Origin of the sequence: Primorskyibacter sp. S87 (genome assembly GCF_049801055.1) — a bacterium.
GTDB lineage: Bacteria > Pseudomonadota > Alphaproteobacteria > Rhodobacterales > Rhodobacteraceae > JBNAGF01.
Genome location: NZ_JBNAGF010000001.1, coordinates 616788 through 633141, shown reverse-complemented (window position 1 = coordinate 633141; position 16354 = coordinate 616788). Strand labels below are relative to the sequence as shown.

Genomic DNA, 16354 nt, shown 5'->3' with positions numbered 1-16354 from the left:
GGAGCCCGGCATGTTCTCCCGAGAAACCCTCCGCTATTCGACGCTTCCGCTTCCTGACCGGTCGGACATGACCGACGATGAGATGCTGGAGGCCGCACGGCATTTTCACGACACCATGCGCAAGCGCCATTCCGTGCGCGACTATTGCGACCGACCGGTTTCGCGCGAGGTCATCGAAACTGCAATCCGCACCGCTGGCACCGCGCCCTCGGGGGCCAACCACCAGCCGTGGCATTTTGCGGCGATCAGCGACCCGGCGCTGAAAGCGAGAATCCGCGAAGAGGCCGAAGAGGAAGAGCGCAGGTTCTATGCGGGCGGTGCCGGAGACGAGTGGATCAAGGCACTCGAACCGATCGGGACAGATGCGGATAAACCCCACCTGACCATTGCCCCCTGGCTGATCGTGGTCTTTGCCCAACGCTGGGGTCAGTTCGAAGACGGCACCCGCTACAAAAATTATTACGTGCCGGAGAGCGTGAACATCGCCACCGGGTTCCTGCTGGCCGCGCTGCATCACGCGGGATTGAGCACGCTGACCCACACGCCGAATCCGATGCGGTTTCTGAACGATGCGCTGAATCGTCCGGCTTCGGAAAAGCCCACGATGATTATCGCTGTTGGCCATCCTTCCGATGACGCAACAGTGCCAGAAGTGGCAAAGCTAAAAAAACCGTTGGACGAAATCGCAAGCTTCTACTGATCGCTCAGGCCATGCAATCGCCCTCTTGCGGTGGCGGCATCAGCCCACGATCATGCTCCCGTGACACAGGACACGACACCATCGCTGCGGCGGGCTTTTTGGATGTTTGCGGCGCTCCCTAGGGGTGCGGCACTGCTTTTGGTCTGGGGGTTGGGATCTGCGCCACCACTTTCCATGGCCCTGCTCTTCGGGTTGCTTGCCTGCGATCTCGCATTGTTTGCATGGCAGATCCTCTGTTTCCAGCGCAGCGCCGACAGTCATGTTCGCAATCACGGCGGGCTGGCCCCGGTCTGGGGCGGGCAGCTGGCGCTGCTATTTGCAGCCTTTACGGGCGCCGCTCTTTGGTGGGGCGCCTTTCTGAACGCCGGCCAGCCGGAGGCAACCGAATTGTTCACCGACCGCATGGACAGAGAACATGCCTCGGCCTACCGGCTGGAGGTCCGTGCCGAAGGCCGCGAAATCCATTTCGAAGGCCTGATCACTTTTGGACTGATAAAACGTCTGGCCGCCCTGCTCGAAGAGAACCCGACTGCCAAGGTCATTGTTCTGTCCGGCCAAGGCGGCCAGATCTACGAAGCACGCGGCGCAACAAAGCTGATACTTGCCGGCAATCTGGACACTCACGCCAAAGGCGATTGCCTGTCCGCCTGCACCCTGCTTTTCGCAGCGGGAACGGCCCGCAGCATGGACCCCGGCGTCCGGCTTGGGTTTCACGGCTATGGGCTGGAAGGTGTCAGCGATCTGCCGCATATCGACATCGCCGCAGAGCAGTCCAGAGATCGGACCTATTTTGAAAGCCGGGGCGCAACCGACGCCTTTCTGGATAGGATGTTCGACACTCCGCAAGACAGCCTTTGGTATCTTGGCGTGACGGAGGCCCAGGAGGCGGGCTTGCTGCACCCCTAAAAGGACCCTCCGCTTTGGCCCATACCGCCGCCGCTGAAGCGAGCGCTCGACAAGGTCCAAACCAGCGGCTCCGGAGTATCGGGACGTGGCCATCCGACAGGAGTGCTCAGAGCCAAAATTGTTGATGCGAGCAAATTCGGGTCCGCCGCCAAGCAGCGCATCTGAACATCAAAGGGAGTTGAAAACGAGAGCCTCGGATCGTGAAGTGATTACTCCTGCCGATGTTGACCTTGAAGACATTTGGTTTCGCCGGGTCGTTGGTCAGGTCAATGATCAACTTATGAAGGTCGCTAAGCTGAAGGGCCAGAATGTTTGGAACAAACACGATGGCGAAGACGAAATGTTCTTGCTCGTCTCCGGTATCCTGAAGATGGAATACGAGGATCGCACCGTTGAGCTAAAGGTGGGTGACCTGCACGTCGTTCCTCGCGGTGTCATGCACAACCCAATCGCCGAGGAGGAATGCCGCGTCGTCTTGATCGAACCGGCCTCAACCAAGCACTTTGGCAATGCGACCACTGAGAAAGCCAAAAACCTAGAAGAGCAGATGAGTTAGATTTCCAATCTTGCTCGTGCTCGCATTGTCTGCATATCCGAGCTTGAACCCGTTTCAGGCGTTCCCGGACCTGAGGGAAAGCCTCTGGTGATCGGTCTGCGCTCAAAGCAGACCTATTGTCCCACTGCAACATTCAACAAGCCTGTCGTGAAACAGTTTTCCCCTGCCTCCACTAAATCTACCATTGAGTGGATAAGGCTATCCATATGCCCGCAAACATCAGCGCTCCGCCGATATTTACCCATGTGTGCCAAACAGCATACCGGTAAGGCATGGCTTTTCGGGCGTAAAACACAGTTCCAATGACGTAGGCGGCGGACCCCGCCAATATGCACCACAATGTGGTGACAGGTACATTCGTGAGGTCTGGCAGGGCACTCAACCCAATTGCACCCAGTCCAAGGTAGGATGCAGTTGACCATCGCGACTTGACCGTGTCGTTGGTGATCTTGTTCCAGACGGCCACGGCTGTCAGCCCCCAACAAATCCACAGCAAGGTCATCGTCCATGTCGTGCCTGCCAATACGAAAAAGGGAGTGAAAGTACCCGAAATACTGGGGTAGATCGCGGCGTGATCAATGCGTCGCAATAGTTTGCGCCGGTGGTGCCATGTGGAAAAGTGATAGGCGACAGATGCCAGATTGGATGCCAGCGCGCAAAACACGTAAACCATGACCGCAAGGGCCAATCTGGGTTCAAGGCCGGAGATTGATTTGGAAACAAGTATTCCGCCGGCCGTCAGGATCGCCACCAGCCCGATGGCATGGACGGCAATGTCGGCATGGCGGTTAGATTGGATCGGGCTTGGATACGTCGTTTCTGTCATCTTGGTTCCGGGCAAAGGTTTGTCTGGCGCTACATCCAGACACAGGGAGTGTCCATACTTCCGACGCGTAAGAGCTCGTTGCTGCGAAAGATGGCCGTATTGTCCGCAAAGGGATTGTCGATTGGGTCGCGTGAAGGTCTGATTTAGATCACATCAAACACTTCTTATGCAGCCCTTTGAGAAGTCGCGTTCGCGGAACACTCGATTTGGCGTTGCAGCGGTACTGCGGCCTAAAAAACAGCCCGCCGACAAAGCAGCGGGCTGGTATCGTTTGGGCACTCACAGCACCGACCAGCACTATGTGGGCCGGCCCCTATTTCCATTCCGCGGTCGCGCTCAGAGTTGCGCCATCACCTCATCGGTGGCCTCGAAATTGGTGGTCACCCGCTGGATGTCGTCATCGTCTTCCAGCGCATCCACCAGCCTCATCAGCTTTTGCATACCTTCCAGATCAAGCTCGGTGGTGGTGGTCGGTTTCCACACCAGCTTGGTCGACTCCGATTCACCCAGTGCAGCCTCCAAAGCGTTCGACACTTCGTTCAGATCGGTGTCGGCGCACCAGATGATGTGGCCGTCCTCCGCGCTTTCCACGTCCTCGGCACCGGCCTCGATCGCAGCTTCGAACACGGTGTCCGCATCGCCGGCGGTTGCGGGGTAAACCACCTCGCCCTTGCGCTCGAACATGAAGCCGACCGAGCCGGTCTCGCCCAGATTGCCGCCATTCTTCGAAAAGGTGGAGCGCACGGTCGAGGCGGTTCGGTTGCGGTTGTCGGTCATGGCCTCGACGATCACGGCAACGCCGTTGGGGCCATAACCCTCATAGCGGATTTCCTCGTAATCGTCGCCTTCGCCCGCCTGACTTTTCTTGATCGCGCGGTCGATCACGTCCTTGGGAACCGAGTTCGACTTGGCTTCTTTCACGGCCAGGCGCAGGCGCGGGTTCTTGTCGGGATCCGGGTCGCCCATCTTGGCGGCAACGGTAATTTCCTTGGACATCTTGGAGAACAGCTTTGCACGCAGTTTGTCCTGCCGCCCCTTACGGTGCTGAATATTTGCCCATTTTGAGTGGCCGGCCATGATGTCCTCGTCGATGATTGAATTCCTGGCGCTCATATAGACCCGAGCCCCCCTGGTTATCAAGGCGGGATCAAGAACCCGCTTGCCGGATGTGACCGCGCCGATAAGGTGGGGCAATGACGTCTGACCAGATCATCCTGTTCGGCCTGTTTGGGGCCGTGTTCGCCATGTTACTCTGGGGGCGATATCGCTATGACCTTGTTGCGTTCACCGCCCTTCTGTTGGGCGTTGTCCTCGGCGTGGTGCCGGTCAAGGATGCGTTTTCGGGTTTCGGCCATCCCGCGACAATCATCGTGGCCCTGGTGCTGATCGTATCGGCCGGGCTCGTCCGCTCTGGGGCAGTCTTTTTGATTACCCGCACATTGGTCGATGCGTCTCGCGGGCTGGGCGCCCATATCGCGTTGATGGGCGGGATCGGCGCAGTGCTGTCAGCCTTTATGAACAACGTCGCGGCGCTCGCCTTGTTGATGCCGGTCGATATCCAGACCGCCCGCAAGGCGGGGCGGCCGCCCGGATTGAGCCTGATGCCCCTGAGTTTCGCAACGATCCTTGGCGGCATGGTCACGCTGATCGGCACGCCGCCCAACATTCTGATCGCCGCGATCCGGGAAGAGGCTCTGGGTGCCCCGTTCAAGATGTTCGATTTCGCCCCGGTTGGGGGCGTGGCAGCCATTGCCGGGCTGGCCTTTGTGGCTCTGATCGGATGGCGGCTGATCCCGACCCGCGAAGATACTGTGCAAGGAGCCGCCGCGCTCACCGATTATATTGCGGAACTGACGGTTCCCGAAGATTCGCCTCATATCGGCAAGCGTGTTGCTGAACTGGAAGAAGCCGCCGAGGCCGCAGACGTGGCAATTCTCGGAGTGATCCGCAACGATCGTCGGCAATATGGTCGCGCGGTTCGCACCCGCCTGCAGGCAGGGGATGCGCTCATTCTTGAGGCCGGACCGGAGGCACTGGACGAGTTTCGGTCGAGCCTGAACCTCGCGTTTTCCGACACTCAGCGGCAGGAGTTGCTGGAAGCCGCCGGAGAAGGGCTGGACGTGATCGAGGTGGTGGTCCCAGAAACTGCCCGAATTTCGGGCAAAACGGCGCAGGGCATCGGGCTGGCATGGCGGCAGAGCACGGTGCTGATGGGCATTTCGCGGCAAGGCCGTCAGATCCGCCAGCAGGTGCGCAAGACCGAAGTGGAACCGGGCGACATCCTGCTGTTGCTTTGCCCTCGTGACCACGGCCCGGACGTGACCGAGTGGCTGGGCTGCCTGCCATTGGCCGACCGGGGGCTTGCCGTGACTGCGAATGACAAGGTCTGGCTTGCAATCGGTCTCTTTGCCGTTGCGGTGGCAGCCGCCAGTTTCGGGCTGATCTATCTGCCAGTGGCGCTGGGGCTGGTGGTGGTCGGCTACGTGCTGACCAAAATCCTGCCGATTGCACAGATCTACGACCATGTCGAATGGCCGGTGGTTGTCCTTCTGGGCTCGATGATACCGCTTGGCGCGGCGCTTGAGAGTTCGGGAGGGACCGCGTTGATTGCCTCGGGTCTGATGACCCTGACCGAAGGCATGCCCGCCTGGGTGATCCTGACCGTGCTCATGGTTGTGACGATGACCCTGTCGGACGTGCTCAACAACACAGCCACCACGATCGTTGCGGCTCCGGTGGCAATCCGCATGGCCGAAGGGTTGGGCGTTTCACCCGATCCGTTCCTGATGGCTGTCGCGGTGGCGGCCTCTGCTGCGTTCCTGACCCCTATTGGCCACAAGAACAACACCTTGATCCTTGGCCCCGGAGGTTATCGGTTCGGGGACTACTGGCGCATGGGCCTGCCGCTCGAGATCCTGATCGTGGCGGTGAGCATCCCGGCTCTGCTGGTCTTCTGGCCGCTTTAGCTCCTTTGGCCCAGAACTCATTCGCTGGTGCCCCTGCCCCGTTGTGCAATTTCACCTGACGCGTCACCCCGCCGCTTGCCCGCACCTCTGCCACAGGCTAAAGCCGCAGCATGAAACGCTTTCTGATCCTGCAGCTGCGCCCTGAAACCGATGCTTCGGATGCCGAGTTCGCCTCAATCCTGCATCGCGCGAATCTGACCGAAGACCGGGTTCACCGAATCCGGCTGGATTGCGAGAATCTGCCGGAAGGATTGAATGTGACCGACTATGCCGGGGTGATCGTCGGCGGCGGTCCAGGCTGCGTCAGTGATGCGCCGGAAAAGAAATCTGAAACCGAGGCCCGGATAGAAAACGCGATCATGGGGCTGATGCCGCAGATTACCGGGGCGGATCACCCATTCATGGGATGCTGCTATGGACTGGGAATTCTGGCCGAGCATCTGGGTGGCGAGGTCAGCAAGGCACGCTTTTCGGAACCGGTTGGTCCTTCGGACTGCGCTCTGACGCCCGACGCAGCTGACGACCCGCTCACCGCCGGGCTGGACCGTGAGTTTGAGGCCTTTGTGGGCCATAAGGAGGCGGTTCAATCGCTGCCGCCGGGATGTGTGCATCTGGTCAGTTCGGCACCCTGCCCGTTCCAGATGGTCCGGTGGGGACAGAACGTCTATGCCACCCAGTTTCACCCCGAGGCAGACGCTGCCGATTTCGAGCAGCGAATCCGGATTTATCGCAATCACGGCTATTTCCCGCCCGAAACAGCCGAAACGCTCATCGAGATCTGCCACGCTGCAGACGTCACCCAACCCGGAGAAATCCTGCGAAGGTTTGCCGAACGATATGGATGACCCTGCGGCACTCCGGCGCTCAGGCCCATTGCCTGACGCCGCCCCTCCCCGCTAGTCTGTCCCAAGCAAGACAGCTTTGGGAGGAGTTGTTCTGGATTTCCTAGTTAACGTAGGCCTGCCGGTCTCGCTGGCGATCATCATGCTGTCGCTGGGCGTCGAACTGGAGGTGGCCGACTTTAAACGCGTGGCCCGGCGTGGCCTGCCTTTTGTCATCGGCGCTCTGAGTCAGGTGATCCTGCTGCCGCTGACGGCGTTTGTCATCGTCTCGGTTGCCGGCCTGCCCCCCGAGATCAGCGTCGGAATCATGTTGCTGGCCCTCTGTCCCGGCGGTGTGACCAGCAACATCCTGTCGAAACTGGCGCAGGGGGACGTGGCACTGTCGGTGTCACTAACCGCTATCATCAGCCTATTGTCGCTGTTCACGGTTCCCATTCTCGCTGCATGGTCGGTTGTGCATTTCATGGGGGAAAACGCCCCCGAGGTTTCGGTGACTGAACTGGCCATTGCCATGTTTCTGCTGACCACATTGCCTGTCGCCTTGGGCGTGACCTTGCGCCGTTTTTTCAGGGGCGCTGCTATGGCGATCGAACGACCGCTTTCGGTGCTGGCCACGATCCTTTTTGTGCTCATCGTTCTGGCGGCCCTTGCCGGCAACTGGCAGCTGTTCGTTGACAATCTTGCCAGCATGGGACCAGCCCTGATTGCCCTGAACCTCGTTCTGTTGCTGATCGGGCTCGGACTGGCACATCTGGCCGGGCTGACATGGCCCGAAGCCAAGACGATTTCCATTGAGACAGGCATCCAGAACTCTACGTTGGGGATCACGCTTGCAGGGCTGATCACCGGTGTGACCGAGGGCTTCAGCACGCTCGCCCTTCCCTCGGCCGTCTACGGCATCACCATGTATGCCGTGGCGTTGCCGTTCCTGTGGTGGTTCCGCAGCCGTCCATGAAACCCGAAAGAGGATCACGATCATGCCCCAGAACTCAGCAGATGCCGTCATCGTCGGGGCTGGTCTGGCCGGATTGGTAGCTGCGGCAGAACTGGGCGACCGCGGCAAGAAAGTCATCCTGCTGGATCAGGAACCGGCCCATTTCTTGGGCGGTCAGGCCTTCTGGTCGCTCGGCGGCCTGTTCATGATCGACACGCCCGAACAGCGACGGATGGGCATTCGCGACAGCCGCGAGCTGGCCTTGCGCGACTGGATGGGCAGCGCCCAGTTCGACCGGCCCGAAGATGACTGGCCGCGCAAGTGGGCCCACGCCTATATCGAATTTGCCGCCGGAGAAATGCGTCCCTGGCTGCACGAGATGGGACTACGCTGGTTTCCCGTTGTCGGTTGGGCGGAACGTGGCGGATCCTATGCCGATGGGCATGGTAACTCGGTGCCGCGCTTCCACATCACCTGGGGTACGGGCCCGGGCGTGATCGAGCATTTCGTGCGCCGGGTGCAGGCGCATCAGCGGGCCGGGCTGGTCGAGCTCCGTTTCCGCCATCAGGTCAGCCATATCATCATGGTCAACGGCGCCGCCCACGGCGTGTCAGGCGAGATTCTGGCCAGTGACGAAGCTCCGCAAGGCGCCCGCACCAACCGTGAGGAGGTTGGCGAGTTCGAGGTCTATGCCCCCTCGGTGATCGTAACCTCGGGCGGGATCGGCGGAAACCTCGATCTGGTGCGCAAGGCCTGGCCGCGCGACCGGCTGGGCGAGCCGCCGCAGGACATGGTCGCGGGCGTGCCGTTCCATGTCGACGGGCGGATGATACCGATCTCGGAACGCGCCGGAGGGCATGTCATCAACGGCGATCGGATGTGGCACTATACCGAAGGCGTGCGCAACTGGGATCCAATCTGGCCCAATCACGGTATCCGTATCCTGCCGGGGCCATCGTCAATGTGGTTCGATGCCGACGGAAACCGGCTCGAACCGCCGTGCCTGCCGGGTTTCGACACCCTGACCACTCTGCGTGAGATCCTGAAGACCGGACATGAATACAGCTGGTTCGTGCTGACCCAGAAAGTGATCAAGAAGGAGTTCGCCCTATCAGGGTCGGAACAGAACCCCGATTTCACCTCAGGCAAATGGGCCGAGGTGATCCGGCAGCGCATTCTGTCCGGAAAAGATGCGACGGCACCGGTCGAAGCCTTCAAGGAAAAGGGCGAGGATTTCGTTGTCGCCAATACACTCGGCGATCTGGTGCGTGGCATGAACCAGATCGGCAATGGCCTGATCGACGAAGCTCGCCTGCGCGAACAGATCGAGGCGCGCGACTCGCAGGTGGACAACCCGTTCACCAAGGACGCCCAGTTAATGGCTATCCATGCGGCCCGGAATTATCGCGGCGACCGGCTGATCCGCACAGCAAAACCGCACAAGTTTCTCGATCCTGCCAACGGCCCGCTGATCGCGGTCAAGCTGCACGTGCTGACCCGCAAGACTCTGGGCGGGCTGCACACCAATCTCGACAGCCAGATGCTCGACCCCGACGGGACCGTGGTGCCAGGCCTGTTCGCCGCCGGAGAAGTCGCCGGGTTCGGCGGCGGGGGGTATCACGGATACAACGCGCTCGAAGGCACATTCCTGGGCGGGTGCATTTTTTCCGGACGCAATGCCGGCCGAAGCCGCGCCATTGCCTGACCCGAGCACAAAGACCCGGCCTGACCGGATGCCAGACCGGGCGCAATTTATGGCAACAGGATCAGCCTGAGCACAGTCTCGCCTTCCGCGTTCAGAAGCTGCAGATTGCTGCCGTCCCTTTGGTATCCTGCAACATCGCCCAAAACCTTGAGGAACGTTTGTTCCTGCTCGTCCAGAGGCGGCGGACAGGCCATCAGCGTTCCGGCCATGTTGTCAGGGAACGAGAGAGCGCCGGCAGAGATCTCTGCTTTGCCCCGGAACCGGTTGCAGCCACCAAGCGCGCCGAACGCACCGCCTTCGGCAAAGTGGATCTCGGAAGGCTGTTCACCTTCGATTGGTTTTCCGCCGATCTCGGTCACCCGCCAACCGGAGTTTTCCAGCGTCGTCGCTGCCGATTTCGAGATCCGATCGACCACCACGTCGACCTGAGCCGGCGCATCGTGGGTCAGTACCGGGTAGGCAGAGGTCGTAAGATACCTGCGCTCATCCCCGACCCAGATTGCGGCTTGAACATTGTAGCGCATCCGTTCGTCGATCAGAGCGTCATCATAGGTCAGCGAGAAAGGTATCGGAACACCGGACAGCGCCCAGCGCTGGCTGGCCAGTGTCACCGATGGTGCATCGGCTCGCGACACGTCTTGCAGCTGCACTTCGAGCACCGCTCCGGGCGGAACAGCGATCCGCTCCAGATACGTCACAGTTCCTGAAACGGTGCCTGCCATTAGTGCTCCTCCGCACAATTGGGAAGCTGTCAGTGCCGCAACTGCGACCCGTTTCCCCAGCTGTTTCATGTCAAGATTTCCGTATCCCATGACGGTGCAGTCCTCTTTGCAAGTATCTGTTCGCACAAGAGATCGGAACAGATCTGCGCGGTTCAAGTCAAGCCTGCGAAATACCGCGGGTTTCCGCCGGCTGACGCGGCGTCTTGAGAAAAGGACGGATGGGGGCTCTGCCCCCGTCGCGCTGCGCGCGCCTCCCCCGGAGTACTTCCGAAAAGATGAAAGGAGGTGGAGTGTATTGCGGGGATCAGAGCGGCCAGATGAACGGGATCAGGGCTGACGCCAGCAAGCCGACCGACAGGTTAAGCGGAATGCCCACGCGCATGAAATCGGTGAACCGGTATCCGCCCGGGCCATAGACCAGCATGTTGGTCTGGTAACCGATCGGTGTGGCGAAGGAAGCAGAGGCCGCGACCATCACCGCCACCACCAGCGGGCGCGGATCGATCCCCATCGCCTCGGCCAGCCCGATGGCGATCGGGGTGACCACGACGGCCACGGCATTGTTGGAAACGAGCTCGGTCAGAACGGAGGTCAGCAGATAGACCGCCCAGACGACAAGGAATGGCGGAACCATGCGGAGTCCCGGGGCGATCGCATCGACGATCATGGTCACGGCGCCCGAGCTTTGAAGGGCGGCGCCAATGGCCAGCATCGAGAAGATCAGCGCCAGCAGCCGTCCATCGACAAAGGAAAACGCCTCGTCCGCGTCGATGCAGCGGGTCATCAGTACCAGGGCTACCGCGACCACCGAGAGCAGCAGGATCGGCGCGACGCCAATCGCCGCAAGGGCCACGATTCCCACCAGCGCGGCAATGGCAATCGGTGCATGGCTGCGCCGATAAGCCCGCACCGAAGGTTGCGAAACATCGACCATGTCCATGTCGCTGGCCAACCGCTGGATATCCGCCGGAGCGCCTTCGAGCAGCAGCGTGTCACCCACCCGCACAACCAGATCGTCAAGCTGGCGACCAATATTCTGGTTCCGGCGGTGAACGGCCAGAACATAGATCCCGTATCTCCGGCGCAGGCGCGTGTCGCCAAGGCGCCGCCCGACCAGTTTGCACCCCGGCGTAATAAGTACCTCGACCGTCGAGGTTTCGACAGCCGAGACCTGATCGACACGCTTGAGTTCCTTGTTGCGCTGCAAGCTCAGCAACTCGGTCATGCGGGTTCGCAGCACGATCCGGTCACCAACCTGCAACTCGACACCCTTGAGATTGCGCCGCAGCGAGGCGTCACCCCGGATCACGTCGATCAGCCTGACACCATCGCGCTTGAACAGCTGAACGCCGGTCACCTCGCGCCCGATCAGGTTGGATTCCGGTGGTATTACCGCCTCGGTAAAGAATTTCATTTTCGACCGGTCCGACAGCAGCGTCGCCATACTGTCGCGATCGGGTAGCAGACGCGGACCAACAAGGCGCAGATAGATGATGCCCCAGGCCACAAGCGCCAGGCCCAGTGGTGTAACCTCGAAGATTGTGAATGGTTTCAAACCCTGTGCCCGGGCCACACCGTCCACAAGCAGGTTGGTGGAGGTTCCGATCAGGGTCAGTGTGCCCCCCAGAATGGCGGCATAGCTGAGCGGGATCAGTAGTTTTGACGCCGAAACATCCAGCGTGCGCGCCAGTTGGATGAACACCGGGATCATCACCACCACCACTGGCGTGTTGGAGACGAATGCCGAGGCGATGACCACGAAGGCCATCAACAGACCGATTGCCATACGCGGTTTATGTTCGGCGTTTTTCTGCGCCAAGGTAGTGAACGCGTCGAGCGCCCCGGTGCGCACCAGTGCCCCCATGATGATAAACATGGCCGCGATGGTCCACGGCGCGGGGTTAGACAGCACGGTCAGCGCGGCCTGATACGGCAGAATTCCTGTCAGCAGCATCAGGGCGACGCCGGCTATGGCCACCACCTCGGTCGGATAGGCTTCGCGTAGGAACATGACGAACATGCCCGCGACAATGACCAGCGACAAGACCGCGCTGCCGGTATCACTCAGAGAGAGAATATCCATTCGGTTGTTCTGTCTGCCCGTTCTGACCGGCTATTGTTCAGCCTGATCCCCAGTTTCCCCGATTGCTGCCGCAGGGGCAAGTCGCTCATCCGTTGCCGCCCGGCGTTTCGGCTGCACAAGGAACACGCCAGCCAGCACCAGCATCATGGCAAGCCAGATAAAGGGCGAATATCGCTCGCCAAGCAGCAGCATCGCAAAGATCACGCCGAACCCTGTGACGAGATAACTCACCTGCACTGCAAAGACCGGGCCAGCCCGCCCAACCAGCCAGACGTATCCGGTATAGACCACGGCATGAATCAGCGAAGAGGCAACCAGCGCCCATTCGGCGATTTCCCACGGCCTGAGCGGCGAAATGAACTGGTCGCTGAAGATTGCAAGCGGCAGGGAGATCGCCGCCCCTGCCAAAGAGGCTCCGAAGAGCGTCTGGATCGGGTCGAGACCGCCGGTGCCCCAGCGCGCCACGTAATTGCCTTCAAACGCGTAACAGAGCGGCGCCAACAGCGCCAAGGGGATCCATGCCAGCATGGCACGATCCGGCAGGCTTGCTTCGGGCAGCACCAGCAGCATCACCCCGGTTAGCCCAATCGCGAGCCCGGCCAGGCGCCGGGGCGAGAATCGTTCAAGCCCAAGGCCGAGCGCAATGGGAAAGGCCATCATCGGAACCAGCGACAGCAGGATCGAGATCACTCCCGACGGCAGATAAGCAATAGCCGTGTAGGAGGCCGAATTGGGGATCACCGTCCCGATCAGCGCTATGAGGATGGATGACAGCAGCGCAGCCGGTGTCCACGGCACTCCCTTGCCCCGCACAAGCGATACAAGGCCCAGCACGATCGCTCCGATCACCATTTGCCAGAAAATAAGGCCGATCGGGCCATGCCCGGTGCTGACGGCCAACTTGGCCAGCGGCTGGGTCAGCCCCCACCCCATGCCAAGGATCACGAGAAACAGGCCATAAGCCCAGAGCGTGCGCCGGGTCACGGCCCCGATTGCTGCAACCGTCCGCCGACCCGGACCATGCAGACAGACTTGGCCGTCCCGCCCCGATCATCGGTTTCGACAAATACTCCCGACAAGGTTGCCTCACCGACTGCGGGGGTAAACCGGGATTTCGGCATGCCAGTGATGAACCGGCGCATGGGTTCCATCTTTTCCATCCCGATCACCGAGTCGTAGTCGCCACACATACCGGCATCGGTCAAATAGCCCGTGCCTCCCTGCAGAACCTGTGCATCGGCGGTCGGAACATGCGTGTGCGTGCCGACAACAAGGCTTGCCCTGCCGTCGCAAAAGTGGCCCATTGCCATCTTTTCGGACGTTGCTTCGCAATGCATATCGACAATCACTGCGTCGGCAAGTCCGCCCCGCGGGTGAGACTTGAGCACTGGCTCGATGGCGGAGAACGGATCGTCAAAGGGGCGTTTCATGAAGACTTGCCCGAGCACCTGAGCCACAAGCACCTTGCGTCCTCCGGGCGCATCAAACAGGCGGTATCCCTTGCCCGGAGCCCCCTTGGCGAAATTGATCGGCCGGATGATGCGGGGCTCACTCTCGATGAACTGCAGCATGTCCTTCTGGTCAAAGGCGTGGTCGCCCAGTGTCACGCAATCCGCACCAGCCTCGAGCAGAAGCCGGGCATGCGCGCCCGTCAGCCCCATGCCATTGCTGGCATTTTCGCCGTTGATCACTACGAAATCCAACCGCCACTCATCGCGCAGGCGCGGAAGATGGGTTTGAACCGCCGAGCGTCCGGCCCGGCCCATGATATCTCCAAGAAACAAAATCCTCATAGGGTTGCTCCTAAGTCTGGCATTCGACAAGCGCAAGTGAATAGGATGGCGAGAGAAAACCCGTGATCACCTTTCAGGAGCCTGTTGTGACCCGTTTTTTGATCCCCTGCGTCAGTCTTTCCCTCATGGTCGCCTGTTCCCCGCAGCCGGATCAGAGACCGCAAACGGCAAATCCCGCGGCCACTTTCTGCATCGAAAACGGCGGCCGATACGACATTCGCGAAGGCAATGACGGACAGGTCGGGATCTGCGTTCTTGCGGATGGAACCGAGGTCGACGCATGGCAGTATTTCCGCGACAGCAACCCGGACTGAGCGCGAAAGGTTTGACTGCGCGGTGCGTCAGAAACTGAGCACACGGGTTTCCGTGACCAGCATGTCGAGCGTCTGATCCGTGGGCTCCAATGGCAGGTTCTCTGCCTCCTGCGCATCAAACGCGAACCCGATGGCCAGCGTCGCCCGGCGCGCCCGCAGGAGTTCAAGCGTCCGGTCGTAGAACCCGCCGCCATAACCCAGCCGCCCCCCGTTGCTGTCAAAGGCCACCAGCGGCACGATCAGTATTTCAGGTTCGAAGAAGTCGTCCACTTCGGGAACGCTTGCCCCGAATGGCCCTTCGCGCATGGGCAGGCCCGGCTCCCAGCGGGAAAACTTCAGGGGCAGGCCCGCACCCTGTATGACCGGCACACTCACCGGGCCATAGGCAGAGGCTTCTGCCATGGCGGGAAGCGGATCGATTTCGGTCCGGATTGGCACATATCCCGCCAGCGAAACCCCGCGATGGCCGGCCAATATCTCTGACAGCCGCCCTGCTGCGCCTGGCCGGCATGTTTCGAACGCGGCTTTGCGGCGGGCGAACGCAGCCTTGCGTGCCTGTGCCTTGATTTCCGAAAGATCCGTCACAGCAACACCACCGACGCCAATCCAAGAAAGATGAAGAACCCCATGACATCGGTTGTGGTCGTCACAAAGGTGCCCGATGCCAGCGCCGGGTCTATACCGATCCTGTCCAGCGCAATCGGCACCACCGTTCCCGCGAAACCGGCAATAATCATGTTCACGACCAACGCCGACCCGATCACCACACCCAGCATGGGCGAGTGGAACCAGAGCATCCCGACAATCCCCAGCACGATTGCAAAACTGACCCCGTTGAGCAGCCCTACCAGAAGCTCGCGACGGATCACCCGCCAGATATTCGCACCGGTAAGGTCCTTGGTTGCCAGCGACCGCACCGCAATTGTCAGTGACTGGGTTCCTGCATTGCCCCCCATAGACGCAACGATGGGCATCAGGATCGCCAGCGACACCAACTGAGAGATCGTCGCCTCGAATTGTGAAATCACCAGCGAGGCACAGATCGCCGAGACGAGGTTCACCGCCAGCCACGGCAGACGCCTTTTCGACGTGGCCGCGACGCTATCCGACAAGGAGCTTTCGTCGCTTACCCCGGCAAGGCGCAGGATGTCCTCTTCGTGCTCTTCGTCAAGCACCACCATGGCGTCATCAATAGTGATCATCCCAACCAGCCGGCCGTCTGGATCAACCACCGGGGCCGATATCAGGTGGTACTGGTTAAAGGCATAAGCGACGTCCTCTTCGTCCTGCTCGACAGGGATCGTCTGGAACTCTTCTTCCGCGATATCGCGCAGCTGCACATCGCGTTTTGTTCCCATCAGCGTTCCCAGGGCAACCTGTCCGACCGGATGCATGCGCGGGTCCACGAGGAAGAGGTGATAAAACTGCTCTGGCAAATCTTCCGAGGCGCGCATGTAATCGATGGCCCGTCCAACCGTCCAGTGTTCGGGCGCAACCGCGACCTCTCGCTGCATCAGGCGGCCGGCTGACCCCTCGGGGTAGGTCAGAGCCTGCTGGACCGCGACCCGCTCGGATTCCTCGAGCGCGTCAAGGATGGCTTCCTGCTGTGGTTCGTCGAGATCCTCGACCAGATCCACGACATCATCGCTTTCCAGTTCCCGAACCGCTTCGGCCAGAACCTGTGGCGAAAGCACATTCAGGACCTCTTCCCGCAGGCTTTCGTCGAGTTCCGACAGGATATCGCCGTCGAACTCCCGGTCATAGAGGCGGATCAGGCGCGCGCGGTCATATGTATTGATCTGCTCCAGCAGGTCGGCAATATCCGCCGGGTGCAACGGGTCCATGAGCTCAAGCAGCTGCTCGCGCTCATCCACTTCGACCGCATAAAGAATTGCAGCAATCGTCTTGGGATCAAGGAGATAATCCTCATCGCGGGATCCGGAAGACGGTGTGCCTCTGGTGATCTGATCGCCGTCCATTATCTGCCCCCCGCTTCGGTGTTTGGCG

16 protein-coding genes are annotated in these 16354 nt (G+C 60.6%); 8 read left to right on the top strand and 8 right to left on the bottom strand.

Going from position 1 to position 16354, the window contains the following annotated elements; genetic code table 11:
• The first annotated feature begins 10 nt into the window (after positions 1–10).
• From ACP15U_RS03160 to ACP15U_RS03150, 3 genes are all read left to right on the top strand, one after another.
• On the top strand, positions 11–700 hold the full coding sequence (locus ACP15U_RS03160) for a nitroreductase family protein (RefSeq protein ID WP_425043666.1): 690 nt from the start codon (positions 11–13) through the stop codon (positions 698–700).
• A 102-nt stretch (positions 701–802) separates the two neighbouring features.
• Positions 803–1606 (top strand): hypothetical protein, encoded by an 804-nt coding sequence (locus tag ACP15U_RS03155; protein WP_425043665.1) that lies wholly within the window; start codon positions 803–805, stop codon positions 1604–1606.
• Between the two features lie 205 nt (positions 1607–1811).
• A complete protein-coding gene (locus tag ACP15U_RS03150) occupies positions 1812–2162 on the top strand; it encodes a cupin domain-containing protein (RefSeq protein ID WP_425043664.1) in 351 nt (116 codons plus the stop codon).
• 178 nt (positions 2163–2340) lie between these two features.
• On the opposite strand, the gene trhA is transcribed toward ACP15U_RS03150, so the two are convergent.
• Positions 2341–2988: a PAQR family membrane homeostasis protein TrhA gene (gene trhA, locus ACP15U_RS03145; RefSeq protein ID WP_425043663.1), complete on the bottom strand. Its 648-nt coding sequence runs from the start codon at positions 2986–2988 to the stop codon at positions 2341–2343.
• Positions 2989–3324: 336 nt separating this feature from the next.
• Positions 3325–4065, bottom strand: a complete 741-nt coding sequence (locus ACP15U_RS03140; RefSeq protein ID WP_425043735.1) for a YebC/PmpR family DNA-binding transcriptional regulator — start codon at positions 4063–4065, stop codon at positions 3325–3327.
• A gap of 116 nt (positions 4066–4181) precedes the next feature.
• On the opposite strand from ACP15U_RS03140, the gene ACP15U_RS03135 reads away from it, so the two are divergent.
• From ACP15U_RS03135 to ACP15U_RS03120, 4 genes are all read left to right on the top strand, one after another.
• Positions 4182–5954, top strand: a complete 1773-nt coding sequence (locus ACP15U_RS03135; RefSeq protein WP_425043662.1) for an SLC13 family permease — start codon at positions 4182–4184, stop codon at positions 5952–5954.
• Between the two features lie 110 nt (positions 5955–6064).
• On the top strand, positions 6065–6799 hold the full coding sequence (locus tag ACP15U_RS03130; protein ID WP_425043661.1) for a glutamine amidotransferase: 735 nt from the start codon (positions 6065–6067) through the stop codon (positions 6797–6799).
• Between the two features lie 76 nt (positions 6800–6875).
• A complete protein-coding gene (locus tag ACP15U_RS03125; protein ID WP_425043660.1) occupies positions 6876–7751 on the top strand; it encodes a bile acid:sodium symporter family protein in 876 nt (291 codons plus the stop codon).
• A gap of 22 nt (positions 7752–7773) precedes the next feature.
• On the top strand, positions 7774–9435 hold the full coding sequence (locus ACP15U_RS03120) for an FAD-binding dehydrogenase (protein ID WP_425043659.1): 1662 nt from the start codon (positions 7774–7776) through the stop codon (positions 9433–9435).
• A 47-nt stretch (positions 9436–9482) separates the two neighbouring features.
• On the opposite strand, the gene ACP15U_RS03115 is transcribed toward ACP15U_RS03120, so the two are convergent.
• From ACP15U_RS03115 to ACP15U_RS03100, 4 genes are all read right to left on the bottom strand, one after another.
• The gene (locus ACP15U_RS03115; protein WP_425043658.1) at positions 9483–10157 is read right to left on the bottom strand and encodes a YbaY family lipoprotein; all 675 of its coding nucleotides are present in this window, start codon (positions 10155–10157) and stop codon (positions 9483–9485) included.
• 304 nt (positions 10158–10461) lie between these two features.
• Positions 10462–12240 carry an SLC13 family permease gene (locus tag ACP15U_RS03110; protein WP_425043657.1) on the bottom strand — a complete coding sequence of 593 codons (1779 nt, stop codon included), beginning with the start codon at positions 12238–12240 and terminating at the stop codon, positions 10462–10464.
• A gap of 30 nt (positions 12241–12270) precedes the next feature.
• Positions 12271–13224 (bottom strand): DMT family transporter, encoded by a 954-nt coding sequence (locus ACP15U_RS03105; RefSeq protein WP_425043656.1) that lies wholly within the window; start codon positions 13222–13224, stop codon positions 12271–12273.
• A complete protein-coding gene (locus tag ACP15U_RS03100; RefSeq protein ID WP_425043655.1) occupies positions 13221–14033 on the bottom strand; it encodes a TIGR00282 family metallophosphoesterase in 813 nt (270 codons plus the stop codon). Before ACP15U_RS03100 ends, ACP15U_RS03105 begins: the two co-directional genes overlap by 4 nt.
• Before the next feature lie 86 nt (positions 14034–14119).
• Here ACP15U_RS03100 and ACP15U_RS03095 point away from each other — a divergent pair, with 86 nt between their 5' ends.
• Positions 14120–14347, top strand: coding sequence for a DUF333 domain-containing protein (locus ACP15U_RS03095; RefSeq protein ID WP_425043654.1), 228 nt, complete (start codon positions 14120–14122; stop codon positions 14345–14347).
• 27 nt (positions 14348–14374) lie between these two features.
• On the opposite strand, the gene ACP15U_RS03090 is transcribed toward ACP15U_RS03095, so the two are convergent.
• Together ACP15U_RS03090 and mgtE are read right to left on the bottom strand one after the other, a co-directional pair.
• Positions 14375–14932 (bottom strand): 5-formyltetrahydrofolate cyclo-ligase, encoded by a 558-nt coding sequence (locus ACP15U_RS03090; protein WP_425043653.1) that lies wholly within the window; start codon positions 14930–14932, stop codon positions 14375–14377.
• Entirely contained in the window at positions 14929–16326 is a 1398-nt protein-coding gene (mgtE, locus tag ACP15U_RS03085) for a magnesium transporter (protein WP_425043652.1), read from the bottom strand. Before mgtE ends, ACP15U_RS03090 begins: the two co-directional genes overlap by 4 nt.
• Positions 16327–16354: the final 28 nt, after the last annotated feature.